At 40.1% G+C, this 18,814-nt stretch carries 12 protein-coding genes and 3 pseudogenes; 4 read left to right on the forward strand and 11 right to left on the reverse strand.

Going from position 1 to position 18,814, the window contains the following annotated elements; genetic code table 11:
* Positions 1-7: 7 nt before the first annotated feature.
* Positions 8-3,408: pseudogene (locus AB8618_RS10055) on the reverse strand (chromosome segregation SMC family protein).
* A gap of 68 nt (positions 3,409-3,476) precedes the next feature.
* A complete protein-coding gene (locus AB8618_RS10060; RefSeq protein WP_413402522.1) occupies positions 3,477-4,208 on the reverse strand; it encodes an RNA methyltransferase in 732 nt (243 codons plus the stop codon).
* 173 nt (positions 4,209-4,381) lie between these two features.
* Between AB8618_RS10060 and AB8618_RS10065 the strand changes: the two genes are divergently transcribed.
* Genes AB8618_RS10065 through AB8618_RS10075 form a run of 3 tightly spaced genes read left to right on the forward strand, consistent with a single transcriptional unit; the run spans position 4,382 to position 6,797 of the window.
* Positions 4,382-5,470, forward strand: coding sequence for a YjgN family protein (locus AB8618_RS10065; protein ID WP_413402524.1), 1,089 nt, complete (start codon positions 4,382-4,384; stop codon positions 5,468-5,470).
* On the forward strand, positions 5,470-6,510 hold the full coding sequence (locus AB8618_RS10070) for a M48 family metallopeptidase (RefSeq protein ID WP_409423440.1): 1,041 nt from the start codon (positions 5,470-5,472) through the stop codon (positions 6,508-6,510). The genes AB8618_RS10065 and AB8618_RS10070 overlap by 1 nt, the downstream gene beginning before the upstream one ends.
* The gene (locus AB8618_RS10075) at positions 6,507-6,797 is read left to right on the forward strand and encodes a hypothetical protein (protein WP_409423441.1); all 291 of its coding nucleotides are present in this window, start codon (positions 6,507-6,509) and stop codon (positions 6,795-6,797) included. Before AB8618_RS10070 ends, AB8618_RS10075 begins: the two co-directional genes overlap by 4 nt.
* 65 nt (positions 6,798-6,862) lie before the next feature.
* On the opposite strand, the gene speB is transcribed toward AB8618_RS10075, so the two are convergent.
* The 5 genes and pseudogenes from speB to AB8618_RS10100 form a co-directional block, all read right to left on the reverse strand.
* Positions 6,863-7,786, reverse strand: coding sequence for an agmatinase (speB, locus tag AB8618_RS10080; protein ID WP_036982103.1), 924 nt, complete (start codon positions 7,784-7,786; stop codon positions 6,863-6,865).
* Positions 7,787-7,789: 3 nt separating this feature from the next.
* Positions 7,790-9,703 (reverse strand): biosynthetic arginine decarboxylase, encoded by a 1,914-nt coding sequence (gene speA, locus AB8618_RS10085; RefSeq protein ID WP_413402527.1) that lies wholly within the window; start codon positions 9,701-9,703, stop codon positions 7,790-7,792.
* Positions 9,704-9,847: 144 nt separating this feature from the next.
* Positions 9,848-10,306: a GNAT family N-acetyltransferase gene (locus tag AB8618_RS10090; protein WP_290171122.1), complete on the reverse strand. Its 459-nt coding sequence runs from the start codon at positions 10,304-10,306 to the stop codon at positions 9,848-9,850.
* A 185-nt stretch (positions 10,307-10,491) separates the two neighbouring features.
* Positions 10,492-12,050: pseudogene (locus AB8618_RS10095) on the reverse strand (BCCT family transporter).
* Between the two features lie 386 nt (positions 12,051-12,436).
* The gene (locus AB8618_RS10100) at positions 12,437-14,683 is read right to left on the reverse strand and encodes an EAL domain-containing protein (protein WP_413402531.1); all 2,247 of its coding nucleotides are present in this window, start codon (positions 14,681-14,683) and stop codon (positions 12,437-12,439) included.
* 311 nt (positions 14,684-14,994) lie between these two features.
* Between AB8618_RS10100 and cysZ the strand changes: the two are divergent.
* Positions 14,995-15,722, forward strand: a pseudogene (gene cysZ, locus AB8618_RS10105) (sulfate transporter CysZ).
* A 43-nt stretch (positions 15,723-15,765) separates the two neighbouring features.
* Here the strand turns inward: cysZ and rlmM are convergent.
* The 4 genes from rlmM to AB8618_RS10125 are packed head-to-tail and all read right to left on the reverse strand — an operon-like array spanning position 15,766 to position 18,782.
* The gene (gene rlmM / locus AB8618_RS10110) at positions 15,766-16,851 is read right to left on the reverse strand and encodes a 23S rRNA (cytidine(2498)-2'-O)-methyltransferase RlmM (RefSeq protein ID WP_413402533.1); all 1,086 of its coding nucleotides are present in this window, start codon (positions 16,849-16,851) and stop codon (positions 15,766-15,768) included.
* A gap of 17 nt (positions 16,852-16,868) precedes the next feature.
* On the reverse strand, positions 16,869-17,237 hold the full coding sequence (locus AB8618_RS10115) for a DUF423 domain-containing protein (RefSeq protein WP_024602653.1): 369 nt from the start codon (positions 17,235-17,237) through the stop codon (positions 16,869-16,871).
* Positions 17,230-17,886, reverse strand: coding sequence for an alpha/beta family hydrolase (locus AB8618_RS10120; protein WP_413402535.1), 657 nt, complete (start codon positions 17,884-17,886; stop codon positions 17,230-17,232). Before AB8618_RS10120 ends, AB8618_RS10115 begins: the two co-directional genes overlap by 8 nt.
* Positions 17,886-18,782 carry a transcriptional regulator GcvA gene (locus tag AB8618_RS10125; protein WP_413402537.1) on the reverse strand — a complete coding sequence of 299 codons (897 nt, stop codon included), beginning with the start codon at positions 18,780-18,782 and terminating at the stop codon, positions 17,886-17,888. The genes AB8618_RS10120 and AB8618_RS10125 overlap by 1 nt, the downstream gene beginning before the upstream one ends.
* Positions 18,783-18,814 lie beyond the last annotated feature (32 nt).

Below are 18,814 nucleotides of genomic sequence, written 5' to 3' on the forward strand. Positions count from 1 at the left end.
TATAAAATTATGCATGTGCAAGTTGCACCGCTTGTTCAATATCTACAGCAACCATACGCGACACGCCGGGCTCTGCCATGGTTACACCCGTTAATCTACCCGCCATTTCCATTGCAATTTTATTATGGCTTATATAAATAAACTGCACAGATTGTGACATTTCTTCAACCAATCGGCAAAAACGGACCACATTGGCATCATCTAACGGGGCATCTACCTCGTCCAGCATACAGAATGGAGCTGGATTGAGCCTGAATATAGAAAACACCAATGATAATGCGCTCAGCGCTTTTTCTCCACCACTTAACAAATGAATTGTCGAATTTTTTTACCCGGAGGTCTTGCCATTATACTAACACCACTTTCGAGTAAATCGTCACTGGTTAATTCTAAGTAAGCACTGCCGCCGCCAAATACTTTTGGAAAAAGCTGGCCAAAATCGTGGTTTACCTGATCAAAGGTAGACTTAAAGCGCGTTTTAGTTTCGCGATCTATTTTATGAATAGCGCCCTCTAATGCCGATAACGCTTGGGTTAAATCATCCAGCTGATTATTTAAATAATCACTTCTTTGCTTAGCTTGTTCAAATTCATCAATGGCTGCAAGGTTAACGGCCCCTAATTGCTCTAGCTGATTAGTGACTCCAGCAAGTTGATTTTGCGCTGCAGTTAATGACAACTCTGCAGGAAGCTCTGCTAAAACCTGTTTTAAATTTTGATTAAGCTCGCTAAGTGGCTCAAGTACCGCTTGCGCTTTTATTAATAGGCTTTGCTCTTCAATGCTCAGCTTTTGGTGTTGCTCTTGTAATGCCACCAGCTCAGCTTGTGACGTTTTTAAACTCGCTTGTTTGTTTTGTAATTCTTGTTTTGCTTGAGCTAACTGCTGCTGAATATCTACAAGCGTTTGTTCGCCTTGTTGGTGCTGTACTAATAATTGTTCAATACTTAATGCAAGCTCCTGCTCAGGAATAAGTAACGCTTCAATTTGCTCTACTAGCTCTTGAGCGCCCTCTTCAGCACTTGTAAACGCCTGTACTGCATGACTAAGTTTAGTTTGACTGAGCTGCCATTCACTTCGTGCTTTTTGCTCACTTAGGTTTGCCTGATGTGCTTGCGTTTTATATTGTTCAGCATTATTCAAAGCTTGCTTGTAACGCTCATCACTATTTATTCGTGCGCTATCTGCGTTGTTCAGCTCTTCAGCTAATGCCTGTAATTGCTGTGCAAGCTGTTCATTCTTATCAAGCTCTTCGCCCAATAATTCGCTTAACTGCTGTTGTTGCTCTAGCAGAGGCTGACGCTGTTGTTGTAATTTCGTCAACTGCTGCAGATGTTGATCAGCTTGCGCTTTGAGCATATCACCACGCGATGTTGCTACGGCTAACTGTTGTGCTAATTGGTGAATAGTTTCTTTGCGCTCGTTTTGCTGCTCGGTTATTAATGCAGCTTGCGCTTGGTGATCTTCAAGTGTAGAGAGTGCATCAATTAATGCCTGTTGTTGTTGCTCAAGTAAGGTTTCTTGTTGCTTAAGCTTTTTGTGCATTAATAATAAGGAATTATCAGCATTTTTATCGCCACTCACATGCCAATTTCGACCATGTAACGCCCCTTGCTTGTCCATCACTGCAATATAACTGGCATCGTTAAGGTGGTGTGCTTCACCCTCGGCATCATAAGCAATATGGTTTAATAACTCGGGGTAGATACCAGCGCTAATAAAAGCAGCAATACTATTGCTTGCCACAGACTGTGAAGGTATTTGCCACGTGCTATTTTCTGCTTTACCTGGTGAAATATGAATGTGCTCAAGTGATGACAGCGCCTGCTCGACTAAAAACTCATAACCAGACTGAACAGTTAACTGCTTGAATAAAGTTAAAGTTTTATCGTTGTTTTTTTCAAGTCCAAGGGTAGTTTTTAGCCCTGCTATACCGGCTTTTAGTTCATTAACTTGCTGAGATAAATGCTGCCATTGTTGCTGAGCTTCATCAAGCTGTTGCTGCTGTATTGCCTGAGCACTTTGACCTCTACTATGAGCAGTTTGCGCGTTAGCCAGCTGCTCTGTTAGCGTTTGTCTGTGCTGCTGTTGCTCAGTTAATTGCTGCTCTATCTCACTGCGTTTTAACTCATCTATTTGCTCATCAAGCTGCGTTAGTTGTTGCTTAACATAACTAATTTTCTGCTCTGTATGTTTTACTGCATTTGCATGCGCTAGCTGCTGATTATTTAATTTTTGATAGTCTTCTGTTAGTGATTGCCACTGTGATGTGTCGGCATTTTTAATCTCCAGCAGCTGATTAACCTCATCACTAAGCTCTATAACTTGCTCACTACACATTAAGTGATGCTCAATAGCCTGTTGCAAGTTGTCATCTAACTCCTGGCAAAGACTTTGTTGCTGCGTTTTGACTTCTTCACTTTGGTTTTTTTGTTGCTCTAACTTGGCTAAATTTTGTTTCAGTGAAAGCGTTTGTTGTTTAATGCTAATTGCCTGCTGTTCACTGCGAGTCAATTCGGTATGCGTAAGGTGCTGCTGTTGCTGCGCATCATCGAGTTTATCTTGTTGAGCTTGCACTTGAGCATCAAGGCTTGCCAGCACATCATCATGGCCTGAATGCGCCGTTTTAAAGAAGCTGATTTGGTCATCCAGCTTTTTTATTTGCGCACTTTTATCAAGCTGTTGCTGATGCAGCTTTTGCCATTTTAATACCGCTATTTGCCCCTTTAAGGTGCGCTCGTGGGATTTAAGTTCGCGATATTTTTTAGCCTCAACCGATTGTACCGCCAGTTTATCAAGCTGGTTTTGTAGCTCTTGGCGAACATCAAGCAGTCGCTCTAGATTTTCTCGGGTGCTTTTTATACGTGTTTGCGTTTCGCGGCGGCGCTCTTTATATTTAGAGACCCCTGCGGCTTCTTCTAAGAAAACACGAAGCTCTTGCGGTTTGCTCTCTATTAAACGTGAGATCATCCCTTGTTCAATAATAGCGTAACTTCGCGGCCCAAGACCGGTACCTAGAAATATATCGGTGATATCACGCTTACGGCATTTACTGCCGTTTAAAAAATACAATGACTGACCATCGCGAGTCACCAAACGCTTAATAGCCACTTGGTTACGATCAGCAAAAGTATTGGGTAACTTACCTTGGGTATTATCAAATATTAGTTCAACGGAGGCTTGCGAAATGGGCTTGCGGTTAGTAGAGCCATTAAAAATGACATCAGTCATGGCATCGCCACGTAAGTTTTTAGCTGAGCTTTCACCAAGCACCCATCGCACCGCATCAATGACATTTGATTTGCCACAGCCATTAGGGCCGACAACACACGTCATTTGATCTGGAAATGGAATTTTAGTGGGCTCTACAAAAGATTTAAAGCCCGCTAATTTAATAGTGCTTAAGCGCATTTTATTGTTATTACCGATTTATTATTGTTTTTTACTATAAGTAACTTAACGCATAAATAGCTAAAAAGTTAAGCTTGGCGTTTAAAATTATCTAAAATAATACCCGTGGCCATTGCTACATTAAGCGACTCTGCACCGCCAAAAGCCGGTATGGTTATTTTGTTGCTCACTAATTTTGCACACTGCTCGCGTATTCCATGTGATTCACTGCCCATAAGCAATACACCTTGGCCACTAAATTTAGTGCTATGCACACTTTGGCCATCTAAAAATGCACCATAAATAGGCATGTTTAATGTAGATAAGTATTCAGGCAATTCAACTTGGCTTATCGATACGCGAACGAACGACCCCATTGTGGCGCTAATTGTTTTTGGGTTATACGGATCGGCACTGTCAGTGCTAGCAACAATATGTTTTATACCGTACCAATCAGCCACGCGAATGATAGTACCTAAATTACCAGGATCAGATACGCCATCTAAGGCTAATATTAAACTGTTTTCATCTGGTAATACGGTGCTTGGCATATCAATAACTGCAATAGCCGCATTATTACTTACCAAAGTACTTACCTTTGTTAGCTGCTCTTCATCTGCTGTAATAAAATGCGTTTGAGGGTATGCGCTTTGGTTATTATCAATAAAGCTTTGCGTTGCAAATACATCGTTTACTTTTAATGGGCTATTTAATAACTCCAGTACATTTTTTTCGCCTTGTACTAAGTATTGATTAAATTGCTTGCGATACTTTTTTTGGCCAAGCTGGCGAATAAGTTTAAGTTGGTTTTTTGAAATCATGACAGCCCCATTAAATTATCTGCACAGTATACCAGAGGTGACTTAAAGTGCAGCCCCATAAACAGTAAAAGCAATAAAAATAGCCTACTTACAATCAACTAGCTAATTATAAAGATTGTTTTTTTATCTAAAAAAGGTAAATTTACAAAAAACAACATGGATATATTTTTAAAATGGAATCAGTACACCCAACTTCATCTGAGTCAAATCAAACACCCCCTGCTATTTTTAGCGGTAAAGTACAATTTAGCGGCAAAGCCGGCGAATTTTTTGGCATATGGATTGTTAATATACTGCTGAGTATTATTACTCTCGGAATTTACTCTGCATGGGCAAAAGTTCGCACCTATCGTTATTTTTACGGTCATACGCGTATCGACGGTCATAGCTTTAACTATCTAGCGACCCCAATACAAATTTTAAAAGGACGCATTTTAGCGGTCATCGCATTTTTAATTTACACCTTACTTAGCAGCCTCGCACCGGCGATAGGCCTTTTATTTGCTATTGGCTTTTTATTTTTATTGCCGTGGATCATCAACCAAGGTCTGCGTTTTAATATGCGTATGACTCGCCATCGTAATGTACGCTTTGCCTTTTCAGGTAATTACGGCGATGCATTTATTAACTTTGTTTTATTACCTATTGCAAGTGTATTCACATTACATCTATTACTGCCGTATGTATTAAAGCGAATTGATCAATATATGCATGAAAACATCAGCTATGGAAATAAACCACTTACAGTAAATCTTCAAGGCGAACGCTATTATATCGCAGCACTTATTACCCTAGGAGTTGCAATAGGTGGCTTAGTTATTTTTGGCTTCTTTGCTGGTGCAAGTGCCTTAACTATCGATAACTTAAACACACAAAACTTTAGCCTTTCTACAATTATAGTGCCGCTACTAATTGCTGTGTTGTATGTTGCGTTTTTAACACTGGTAGGCGCTGTTTATCATTCGATTATTCGAAATCATATTTTTAATAACAGCGAATTTACAGAAGTCGCGAGCTTTGATTCGAACTTAAAAGCCATTGACTATGCCATCTTACTATTTACCAATGTACTGGCAATTATATTTACCTTAGGACTGGCCTACCCTTGGGCTAAAGTACGCAGAGCAAAGCTATTAGCATCGGTTACTGAAGTCACTATTTATAGCGGCGCACTTTCGTTGATTGATGTTGCACAAAATGAGCAGTCATCATTTGCTGAAGAAGCTGCTAATGTGTTTGATATTGATATTTCACTCACCTAATGAGTAATTATCCTATTTTTGGCTGTTATTATTACCCTAATAGCAGCCAGCATATTAAAAGCTATGCACACCTTTCCCATGAGCAAATAACGCTTGTTGACTCTGAGAATACGACGTTACTTTCATCAACTTTAGACGATTGCCAACTTGATAGCCCGTTACCTGGCATGGCGTCAGAGTTAAATTTTGCTGATGGTGGGCGATTTATACCTCAAGATGTAGAATTTAGGTGGCCATTCGCGCTTAAAGAGCATGGACTCAGTGAACGCTTAGAAAAAAATAAGATTCTTATTGTTGCATCCGTGCTGCTAATTCCCCTATTACTTTGGTTAATTTTATACCGCTTAATACCATCAGTAGCCGTTTATAGCGTTAATTTAGCACCTGGCTCGACAATTGAAACGATGGGAGAGCAAACGCTCAGTGTGATAGAAAAAGTCGCATTAGAACCTTCTCAACTTTCCACTAATAAGCAATCTGAAATACAGCAACAATGGCGTTTAATGCTAAACTCGCTCAATTTAGACAGTGCAAAGTTTAGGCTATCTTTTTATCAGTCTGATTATTTTTCAGCTAATGCGTTTGCTCTTCCAAATGGTCGGGTTGTAGTAACTGACGAACTTGTTGATCTATTAAAAAATGACCCTGATGCCCTGCGTGCTATTTTACTTCATGAAATTGGTCATGTTCAGCACCATCACAGCATTCGCCTTGCAGCACAAGCTGCAGCGAGCACCGTTGTATTTGCAGTTATTTTTGGTGACTTAGAAGGTATATTAGAGGTCGTGCTTGGCTCTGGTTCATCTTTTTTACAACAAGCGTTTTCGCGAGATATGGAACAAGAAGCCGATGTATATGCGATTAAAAACCTTTTAAAATTAGGGTATTCTAACCACGACTTTGCAGATGCAATTGAAGCACTGGAAAATAATTTAAAAGCGCAAGAAGGGACCTATGATGATACTTGGTTAAAGTATTTATCAACGCACCCAAGTTCTCAAGAGCGAATAGAATATGCGAGGCAATATAAACCAGAATGACCCCTGAACTGAATTTATTGTTATTAGTTATCATTATGATAACGCTTGGCTACGGATTTATTTATCCGCGCTTTGCAGGCAGTAGCTTTAAAAAAATATCGGTGCAAGATTTATTTGCAACAGGCATTACGCTATTAATTGCATCTAGCCTTTATTACAACTCGGACGTGCAATTTAGCTGGTTAATATTTGAAGTTAATTGGTTTTGGTTTACTTTTTTAACTTACGTCATAATCGAAATCCCAGTGTTTTTTATTTATGCTAAAAAGCACAATATGCAGTTTTAATAGTACTTTTATTTTTATACAAAAAAAGCGCCTAATTGGCGCTTTTTAAGCTGCATTAACACAAATTAATATTTATGCTTAAGTGCCCACAAATGCAGTAATTCACTGGCAATCGTTGCAGCGGCAATGGCGGTAAGCTCACTTTGGTCGTACGACGGAGATACTTCAACCACATCCATTCCCACCATATTAATGCCTTTAAGTGCGCGTAAGATTTTAAGCACTTTATCAGAGGTTAAACCACCACACACGGGTGTGCCCGTACCTGGTGCAAAGGCGGGGTCTAAACAATCTATATCAAAGGTTAAGTAAACCGGTAAATCACCCACTCGCTCAATAATTTGTGCTGCAATATCATTCGCATGCAGATCATTGGCTTGCATGGCATCAATCACTGCAAACTCATGCTTGCTTTGATCAAAGTCGGTACGAATACCTAGCTGAATACTGTGATTAACATCAATTAACCCTTCCATTGGCGCATGATAAAACATGGTGCCGTGATCAAAACGCGAACCGTTACTGTAAGTATCAGTATGGGCATCGAAATGCACTAACGCCATTTTGCCATGAATTTTTGCATGTGCGCGCAATAGCGGTAAGGTTACGAAATGATCGCCGCCCAAGCCTAGCAATGTTTTACCTTGGCGAAGTATTTGCTCTGCCGCCATTTCTAGTTGCGCGGTAAAATATTCAGGGTCGCCTACCGGATAGGTAAAATCGCCAGCATCCGCCACGGTTAAGCGCTCAAACAACGGAAATGTCCACGGGTATTTGGTATCTTCCCACGCTAAATGCACTGACGCTCTGCGAATAGCATCAGGCCCTAAGCGGGCACCAGGGCGCCCTGAAGTGGCCAGATCAAACGGTAAACCCAGTACCACTACATCGGCTTCAATCGCGTTAATATTTTGTACCATAGGACGACGTAAAAACGTCATCCCATTTGAGTACAATGAGTGGTCAACACAACCAAACAAGCTAGACATTGCTTATAACTCTTCTAAATAAGTGTAGCCATCAAGGCCGCTTTGCAACTCGTCTAAAACGCTTTGCTGTTCATCAGGTGCAATTTTTGCGCTCACTAACTGCGCATATGACTGCTGAAAACCTTCAACATCTAAATGTACATAACGCATCATATCAGCCACAGTATCACCATGATTGATTTCTGTAATACTAGCAACACCTTGTTCATCCATATTGATAATAGCACTGTGCGTATCACCAAATAAGTTATGCATATCGCCTAAAATCTCTTGGTAGGCACCTACTAAGAAAAACCCCATCAAATATGGTTTATCTGCTGTGAACTCAGGTACTGGCAACGTACTTTCAATACCTTGACCATCAACATAGTGCTCTAAAGCGCCATCTGAATCACAGGTGATATCTAGTAACACTGCACGCTTTTGCGGTGCTTGCGTTAAACCACTTAAAGGCAATACCGGAAACACTTGATCAATTCCCCATGCGTCTGGCAATGACTGAAACAATGAGAAATTGACAAAAAACTTGTCCGCTAAACGCGCATTCAGTTCATCAATAATCGGACGATGAAAACGGTTTTTATTATCCATTAATTTATTTAGTTCATAACACACACGCAAATTAATTTGCTCGGCCCATGCACGTTGGGTTAAATCTAATAATCCCATCGCAAACTGACTATGCGCTTCAGCTAAATCACCTTGGCTGTCGTGAAAAATCTCAATTAATGCTCGGTCATCAGTAAGCACATGTAATTGTTGCCATGAAATCCACATATTTTTAAGTAACTGCGGCGCGTCATCTGCTGGCGCTTCTATTTCTTCCGGTGCATATGTTTCGGTGCCAATTACATTAGAAATCAGTACCGCGTGGTGCGCCGTTAATGCTCTTCCCGACTCTGAAATAATGGTAGGAAAAGGCTGTTCATACTGCTTACAAATATCACCTATGGTGTACACAATATTATTTGCGTATTCAGCTAAACTGTAGTTCATTGAGTTGTGAGATTGACTGCGCGTGCCGTCATAATCAACCGCTAAACCGCCCCCTACATCAAGGCACTCTATTTGTGCACCCAACTTGCGTAGTTCACAATAAAAACGCGCAGCTTCACTTACACCTAAGCGTACATCACGAATATTGGCCATTTGCGACCCTAAGTGAAAATGCACAAGCTGTACTAAATCAAGCTGATCAGTTTCTTTTAAACGGTTTACTACATACAGCACTTGCGAAGCAGACAACCCAAACTTCGATTTTTCACCACCACTGGCCTGCCATTTACCTTTGCCTTGCGAGGCTAAACGCACACGAATACCAATACGCGGTTTTACGTTAAGTTCTTTGGCTTGGCTAAGCACCATGTCCAGCTCAGACAGTTTCTCAAGTACGATATACACTTTATGGCCCAGCTTTTCGCCAATCAGCGCTAAGCGCACATATTCTTTATCTTTGTAGCCATTACACACAATCACCGCACTGGTTTTTTCTGCCAGTGCTAATACGGTTAATAACTCTGGCTTACTGCCTGCTTCTAAACCTAGCTGTTTTTTTTCTACTTGTGCTTGGCTGGCAACAATTTCTTCAACGACTTCGCGTTGTTGATTTACTTTAATTGGATAAACTAATAAATAGTCTTTTGGATACCCATAGCTTTCTATTGCGGTATTAAATGCGCCACATAAGCTATGCACACGATGGTGTAAAATTTGTGGAAAGCGAACGAGTGCTGGCAAACTTAAACCTTTGTCTTCAAGCTGCTTAGCAATGTCTGTTAGTGCAATGGTTTGCTGTGGGGCATCAGCCTTGGGCGCAACATACACATCACCTTGATCATTAATACCAAAAAAACCTTGGCTCCAATGACGAACGTTATAGCTCGTGCGAGCTTGTTCAAGTGATGTTGTCTCTTTCATTTATCTTTCTCTTTTATTTATGAATGCCAAACCGGCTAGTTGACGCGCATTAAAAGAAAAATAGTGATTCATGTCCAACAAGTATTTCTACTCGTAACGAGTTAGGATTGAAATTGATAAATGAAAGCTTCAAAAAAAGTAGTATTAGCTGAGCGCAAGCTCCATAAATAAGCTATTCGGGTTTTCTGTGTATTCACCAAAAGGGGCACATTGCACAAACCCTAAATTCTCATAAAGATGGATTGATTGTATTTGCTTTGGTCCTGTTTCTAGTTTTATGATTGGGATTTCTTCTTCGCCAGCATAGTGCAATAAAATTTGCATAATACGCCGTGACAATCCTTTTCCGCGATAGCTAGGTTTTACGTAAAGCCGTCTAATTTCGCCATACCAGCTACCATCAAATTGCTTTACTATTGCGCCACAGGCAACTATTCCGTCTTGATTTTTTAACCCTACAGCGTAAACGCTCGGTTGACCAAGCTCATTAACTGTAAGCGCTTGTGAAGTTGCTACGGGATATAATGAACTAATAAGTCGATCTATATCAGCAAATACGTTGATCACATCCTGGTCACTAGGGTCTAAATCGACTAACTGCATAGTTTATCTCAAGGTTATGCTTAAATATATTTAAACTATACCGTATCGATAGGAATGAACAACCTACTTAGGCTAAGTTATTTTTAGTGGGTTAGTTTATTGCTAGGATAATAAATAGCTCAATAACAAGGTGAGAATATGATGTACCCAGAAAAAGAGCGCTTACTAGCGCTCTTTATAAATTATTAAAGTCCTTGTTCGTCTGCCATTTTCTTAACTATTTGTGGTGCTGTCCACAGTGACGGTAGCAACACAAATGACACAGGCACAGCAGTGACCACAATAAACGACTGCAAGGCTGAAATTCCGCCCTCGCCTATAGAAATGAGCAACGCCGCCATCACCCCCATCATGATCCCCCAAAACACCCGAATAGACGTTTGTGGGTGATCGGTGCCCGTCATTACCATAGATACCGAGTAGGTCATTGAATCACCTGTTGTTGCCACAAAAATAGTGGTCAGTACTAAAAATAACACCGACACAACAAACCCCATAGGTAACTGCTCAGTAATGGCTAATAATGCCGCTGGTAAATTAAGCCCTGCGAAAGGTTCTGATATAACACCGGGGTTATTTAACTCAAAAAAGATGCCTGAGCCACCCACAATAGTAAACCAAAAACACGTGATCACAGGAGCAACCACAGAAATAAGTAAGATCATTTCACGAATAGTACGTCCACGAGATATACGTGCAACAAACATAGCCATTAATGGGCCATAACCTAAAAACCAACCCCAAAAAATACAGTCCACCAATCTAGCCATGGTTTATCAGCACGAAATGTAGCCATAGGAATAAAGTTATCTAAATACAAACCGAAGGAGTGAATGTAACTGTCGATAATAAACGCAGTAGGCCCCATTAGTAATATAAACAACATCAGCACTACAGCTAATACCACATTAAAACGGCTTAGTAGCTGAATACCTTTGGTAACCCCACTTACCGCTGAAAGTGTATAAATGCCAATTAAACTAAATAAGATAACTACTTGTGTGGTGTAGGTGTCAGGAATACCAAACAATTTATCTAGACCAAAACTCACCTGTAAGCCTAAAAAACCAATCGGTCCTACAGTGCCAGCAACCACAGCAAGTACACAACATGCATCAACAATAGTACCAAGCGCACCTTTCATAGCACGATCGCCAAATACGGGGTAAAGCAAAGTGCGTGGTTTGAGTGGCAGGCCTTTTTCGTAATGAAGATGCATATAAACAATACCAGTCAAACTGCCTAAAATAGCCCAAGCTAAAAACCCCCAGTGCATAAAGCTTTGTGCAAGGGCGTTATAGGCGGAATCCTTAGTACCAGTTTCACCACCAAATAACGGGGGCGGAGAAATAAAGTGTGCCATTGGCTCTGCTGCAGCCCAAAATACACCGCCACCAGCAAGCAAAGTACACATAATAATACTTATCCATTTAAAGGTAGATATTTCAGGGGCTTTTAAACCACCCAGCACCACTGAACCGGTGCGGCCTACGGCCAGAAATATACCAATCACAAAGGTTAATAACAGCAGAACTTGCCAAAAGGCGCCAAATATTTTGGTGGAGAAGGCAAAAGCAGAGTTGATCCAATCCGACATCAGTTTTATGTCATACAGTGCCAGCGCAGCAAACAAAACTAATATACCGCCACTGATTAAAAAAACGGGTATATCAACCCCTTCCAGAAACTTTACCCGGGGAGAGTGTGTTTCACCCGACTTTAAAGCTGCTTTCGTGGTATTCATTTATCGCTCCTAATGGTTTTTTACAGTTACCGACATAGCGACATACCATGACATAACCCTAAACCATAGTTACAACGAACAAAAAAGCAACTCAAAAGCAAGTTTTAAGTACCTGTCGTGTTTACGCTTAGATAATGTCACAACAAGTAGACTTATTGCCAATTCCTGACTAGTTTAACGCGTTGAAAACGCTAAACCAATGCCACAGCAATGATTTATGCAACTGTTACAAAATAGTAAAAAACTCATTACACTTAGCTAGCAAATAAACAAAAAGTATACATTTCTGTTTGAGCTAAAACGCAGTAAGTTAGCAAACGTTACTGCCCAATTAGAGGTTAAACAAAGCGACTTATCGATTAGGGTAACTGAACCTGCCACCTCTGTTAGTAATGCTGCTTATGCCATTTTAAGTAATTGCTGTGTGTTAAGGGTTTTGCAAATAAGTACCCTTGCACTGCGTTTACACCCATAGACTTTAATATATGTAGTTGCTCAGCACTTTCGACCCCTTCGGCTACTATATTAATATCTAAACTATGACCTAAACCAATAATAGACTGCACGATACTTTGCCCCGATGCGTTATCCAACACTTTATCAATAAAGCTTTTATCTATTTTTAGTTCATTAATAGGAAACACGCTTAAATGCTTTAAACACGAGTAGCAGGTACCAAAGTCATCAATTGAAAATACAAACCCCTGCGATTTTAGCTCTTTCATTTGCTTGACCGTACTCATTAAATCACCCGCTAACATGGACTCAGTGATCTCTAATTTAATTTGCGAGGGTGTTACATTATACGTCTCAATCGCTTTAAACAACTCGCCTTTTAAAGTAGAAGAATTAAACTGACATTGGCTGATGTTAATAGACACATTAAACTGGTTTTTCAGTACGTTATCAGCTCGCAGCGTTTCCAGTAAAATACAAATATCGCGTAATACAATATTTTGTAACTTTTGAATTAAGCCAAATTGCTCGGCAATCGGAATAAACGCATTAGGAGGGATAAGTCCTTTGGTTGGATGATTCCATCGTATGAGTGCTTCTGCACCAATAATGCTACCATCAATTGATAATTGAGGCTGGAAGTAAGCACAAAATTCATCACATGCAATCGCTCTTACTATATCTGTTTCAAGCTCAGTTTGATTTTCCAGTAAGGTTTGCAGTGCAGGATCGTAAAAGCTACTACTATTACCGCCTTTCATTTTAGAGCGATACATAGCGGTATCTGCAAATTTTAAAATATTTTCGCTAATAGCATTGGCGTTATTAATTAAACATATGCCTATACTGCAGCTAACTTGAAACGCCAAATCCCCTATCTCAAACTTGTCATAAAAAACGCTTTGTACCACTTCAGCCATTAATTCTGATTCAAGACTCGCTTGCTTATGGCTATCTCCTACATTCTCAATGAGTATGATAAATTCATCACCGCCCACGCGCGCAAGGGTATCTGTCGGGCTTAAAACACGCGTTAGTCGCTGTGAAAGCTCAACCAGTATCTCATCACCGGCATTGTGCCCTAACGAGTCGTTTATACGTTTAAAGTTATCTAAATCTAAAAATAAGAGTGCGCCAGTATGATCAGACTGCTTAATTTGTTCAACATACATACTGAGTCTATCATTGAGCATTCTGCGGTTCGGGAGGTTTGTAAGCGGATCAAAAAATGCTAACCGTTGCACTTCCTCTTCTGCCGCTTTGCGAGTAGAGATATCTCTGGCCATCCATACTACATGTCGCTGAGAGGGATTATTAGGTTGGTAACTTTCAAGCGGAGCTGTTCGCCCTTCAAATGTAAGCTGCTTACCTTTTATATTTAGCTGATACTCAAACACTTGGACTTCATTAGTTTGAAGTGTTTTGGCAATTACCTCCATAATAGGATTAGCATCTTTAGGAGGCATAATGTCTCTGACATTTCGATTAATCACATGCTCTTGGCTTAAATATAAACTTTCATTAGTAGTGCCGTGAACATTGATATACTTCCCCTCTTCACTCAAAATGAGGGTTAGATCGGGAAGCACTTTTGCGAAGGCTTTAAACTTTTCATTACTTTGCTGTAACTCTGCAAGTAACACTTTTGATTTTAGTGACTCTGTGTGCTTTTCCAAAGCAATACTGGTGAAATCAACAAAAAAGTCTATTAACTCTAAATCTTGTGTTGTTGGTGACTTGGCACTGTCATGATAAATTGCAAAAGTGCCTAATATGTCTGATTGTGTTGAAATAATAGGGGTTGACCAGCACGACCTTAAATCAAAACTCAATGCCAACGCTTTATAGTTTTCCCATAAGGGTGATGTTGCAATATCGGAGACAATAATTCGCTTTTTTTCATGTACTGCAGTACCGCATGAGCCAACGCTGGGGCCGATATGTATACCATTAATGGCTTCACAATAACCGTTTGCAATATTCGGGGCCGCACTATGAAATAGCTGCTCACCTTTGAGCGTTAATATAGAGCACTTTGCAGAAGGGTCTTCAATTAGCTCCTCGATAGATAAACAAATATTTTCAAGCACCTCATCAAGTGGTGCACCCAAGGCTATTTTAGATAATATATTTTGTTGCTGAGAAAGCAGCTTTCTGACTCTCATTATTTCAATCAAGTTATTTCCCTCAACAATCACTTAAGCTAAATGCGCCGCTATATTCTTACGAAATACTTTTTATAATAAATTTATTACTGTTGCTCGAATATACATAATATTGAAATTAGCATCTATCGGAATTTTGTCTATTGCGCGAGCATTTTATTTAACTAGGCACTTATGAAGAGTTTAAATACTTCCTAAATGAATAATTTATTATTATCGCGTATGCAAATGCCCTTTATTAAATACTTTGTTACTTAAAAGTACTGTTTAAAATCATCAGGCTATTTATAATAGCTAAAATAGTAATAATTGGTGAGGTTAGTGTGCAAATAACACAAGGTATGGAATATTTTTTTCCGGGTTTAAGTTAATTAGTCAAAAAGGGCTAAAACGCTTTGTGCTTATACCCCTACTTATTAATATTTTATTATTTGGTAGCTCCTTATTCTTTTTATTTGGCTGGCTTAGTGATGGCTTTAACGCTGTAAATTCAATGCTTCCAGAATGGCTTAGTTGGCTCGAATGGTTAATGTGGCCAATTGCTGTACTGGTGGTGCTGTTTAGTTACAGTATGTTATTTACCGTTATTACTAACTTTATAGCCGCCCCTTTCAATGGCTTACTAAGTGAAAAGGTTGAGCTATACTTAACTGGTCAAAAAATTAACGATGACGGATTAGCTGATTTAGTAAAAGATGTGCCGCGAATGCTGGGCCGAGAATGGACTAAGCTTTGCTACTACCTCCCACGCGCAATCGGCTTTTTTATTTTATTATGGGTGTTACCGGTAATAGGCCAAGTACTCTGGGTGCTTTTTACCTGCTGGATGTATGCGGTGCAATATAAAGATTATGCTTTTGATAACCACAAAATCAGCTTTACCCAAATGAAAAATGACTTAAAAAGCAAACAAGGCTTATCTTACGGGTTTGGTTTTGCAGTGATGCTGCTAACCGCTATCCCATTTATAAATTTGATTGTAATGCCTGTGGCAGTATGCGGCGCTACACGGTTATGGGTTGAGCATTACCGACCACAATATCGTAATTAAAAAAAATGGGCCACTTGGCCCATTTTTTATACTCACTAATAGATTAACTATATAAGCTTTGTGGTACTTTAATTACGTTTAAGTGCACCGTTATTTCTTCACGATCATGGTACAAATGCTTAGCTTGTAATTCGTAGCTGATACCGAACTTCGCCATTTCTTCTCTAATCATTTTTAGACATTCATACACACTATCAAAGCGTTTTTTCATCGGTAATTTTAAATTGAAAATAAGCTCTTTTGCATAGGCGTTTACTGCCCAGTCAATCATCAAGTTAGTTACTTTCGTTGGTTTTTCTACCATATCGCAAACTAACCAGGTTATGTTTCTTTTTTCTGGGCGGTATTTAAAACCATCCTCTCTAAAATGTTTTACTTGCCCTGTTTCCATTAAACTTTCATTCATTGGGCCATTATCTATCGCGCTAACAAACATACCACGACGAACCAACTGATAAGTCCAACCACCTGGGCAAGCACCTAAATCAACGCTGCGCATCCCAGCTTGTACTCTTGACTCACGCTGCTGCTCAGGAATAAATACATTAAATGCTTCATCTAACTTAAGGGTTGAACGGCTTGGGCCGTCGTTTGGCATACGTAAACGTAAGATCCCCATAAAGAAAGGTGAGTTGTTAAAACTGTAAGAGTGACCTACATACGCAGTATTATTAGCTAAAAATAGCACATGCATTACTGGACGATTGGCTTTTGGTTCACGCAATACGGTATTTTGTTTCTCGAGTGCTTTTTTAAGCGGGGTCGATATTTTTTTACAAAAAGTCAGTAACTCCTTGCCCTCGTTGGTGTCTGGAGTTTCTACTCGCAGCTCAGAGCATAAAGTAAAGTCTTTTGCGACATCTACAATAGCGCCCACTCTATCCTCTAATGGCATATTTTCTATTAGGTTACCGGCAAACCATTGGCGTGCAAATACCATATTTTTAAAATCAACTTTTTTGATTATTTCGTCGCTGTGCTGCGCTTCAAAACATTCATAAATAACATAACCGGTATTTGGTTTTGCTTTTACATACCCAGCAAACCCTTGCTCGGCGGCGTGAAACGTTATTTCAGCAGCGGCATCGCTTTCAAAACCACTACGACAGTAAATCACAACACTAGACATATTAACCCTTAAACTCTTTAAAACTTAAATCGTGCAACTTGCACTAAAATAACTATCCAACCAATAATAAAACACAGTCCACCTAGTGGTGTAATTGGGCCCAGCCACTTTAAGCCGGTTAAAGCCAGTAAATATAAGCTGCCACTAAATAACAGTGTACCCGCTATAAAAAAACCACCTGCCATGCTTAAGTTAATGCCCCACTTTATTAATATTGCCACTGCAATCAGTGCCAGCCCATGTACCATTTGATACTCGGCGGCGGTTTTAAAAATACCAATAGCGTAATCTGATAAGCGACTTTTTAAACCATGGGCAGCAAATGCGCCCAGTATCACTGAAAGCATACAAAAAAAGCTGCCTGCGAGTAAAAATAGTTTAACCATGTTTTTCCTCTTTTATATTCTCTACAGTGTTTTTTATAAATTTAGCGGCCTGGATTGCTGCAACATTCAAATTTTCCTGCTCAGTAATGCCACTTTTTTTACGTGGTTTTAGTGAGTGATCACCATCAGTTAACCACACATACAGCGGCTGTTTTGGCATGGCCATTGTGGCAAGCTCTTCACGGGTACCAAAGGTGTCTCGTTCACCTTGTAGTACTAAAAAAGGACATGGTATGTCTGCAAAGTGATCAGTGCGGAGCTTTTCTGGCTTGCCTGGTGGATGAAACGGATAACCAAACGCAAGTACACCTAAAACAGCATGCGAGGTTGAGCAAGCAAGCATAGACGCCATGCGCCCGCCCATTGATTTACCCCCTATAAATAGCGGTAAATTTGCATCAGCTTGAGTAAGTATATGCTCAAAATATGTAAGTAATTTTGGTGCTCGCTCTGGTGGGCGACGTTTATTGGTTTGTTTAGCAATACGCATGTATTCAAAATCAAACAGCCCAACCTCAATACCAAACTCACTGAGCTGTTTTGCCATGGTTTGCATAAACTCAGAGTCACTGCCAGCCCCTGCACCATGAGCAAATATAAACTGTGCTATGGCCGGTTGCTGACTGCTTTTAACCCATTCAATGCTCATTAATATTCTTGCTCCTGCTCAACGAGGCTTAACATCCAATCTCTAAATGACACAATTTTACCCAATTCATTTTGCGACTCACGGATCACCAAATAATAAGCGTTTTTACTTTCTAAACTGTGATTAAACGGGATCACTAATCGCCCTGCATCAATATCTGGTTTTGCTAAAACACTATTACCAATTGCAACCCCTTGGCCATGTACCGCAGCTTGCAGTACCATTGAAGAGTGACTAAAAATAGGCCCTTGGTTAACTTGTACGTTGCGTACCCCCGCGGTTTTCATCCATGTTTTCCAGTTTTTACGAGTGGTGTCATGCAACAAGGTGTGGTTTGCTAAATCACTTGGTTGGTTAAGCGCTCTAGGGCCACTTAACAATAATGGGCTACACAGTGGCACTAAGTATTCAGTGTGCAATTTATAAGCTTGTACGCCACTCCAATGACCGCGACCATAATAAATTGAAATATCAACATCGTCTGTTAACGAGTTTTCGTCTTGATCTTGGGCTTTAATTCGCACATCAATTTCAGGGTGTAACTCGTTAAATAAGCTCAATCGAGGAATAAGCCATTGAATCGCAAAGCTCGGGGTTAAACTCACTGTTAGCGAGCCTTTTGCACCACGGGCTAGTAGCTTTTCGGTTGCGTCAATTAGCTGAGTAAAAATCTCTTTAATATCTAAAAAGTAGCCTTGACCTTCTTCAGTCAGAAGTAACGAGCGATTTTTACGCAAAAACAACTTTAACCCTAAGTGCTCTTCGAGGGTTTTAATTTGATGACTTACCGCAGCCTGCGTCACATACAACTCTTCTGCGGCTTTAGTAAAGCTTAAATGACGGGCTGCAGCTTCAAAAGCTTTTAGCGCGTTTAATGGAGGAACTCGTCTTGACATGGCAACCAAGCTTAGAATTAGTTTTTCTTATG

It is taken from the genome of Pseudoalteromonas sp. RW-H-Ap-1 (assembly GCF_048318575.1).
Taxonomy (GTDB): domain Bacteria; phylum Pseudomonadota; class Gammaproteobacteria; order Enterobacterales; family Alteromonadaceae; genus Pseudoalteromonas.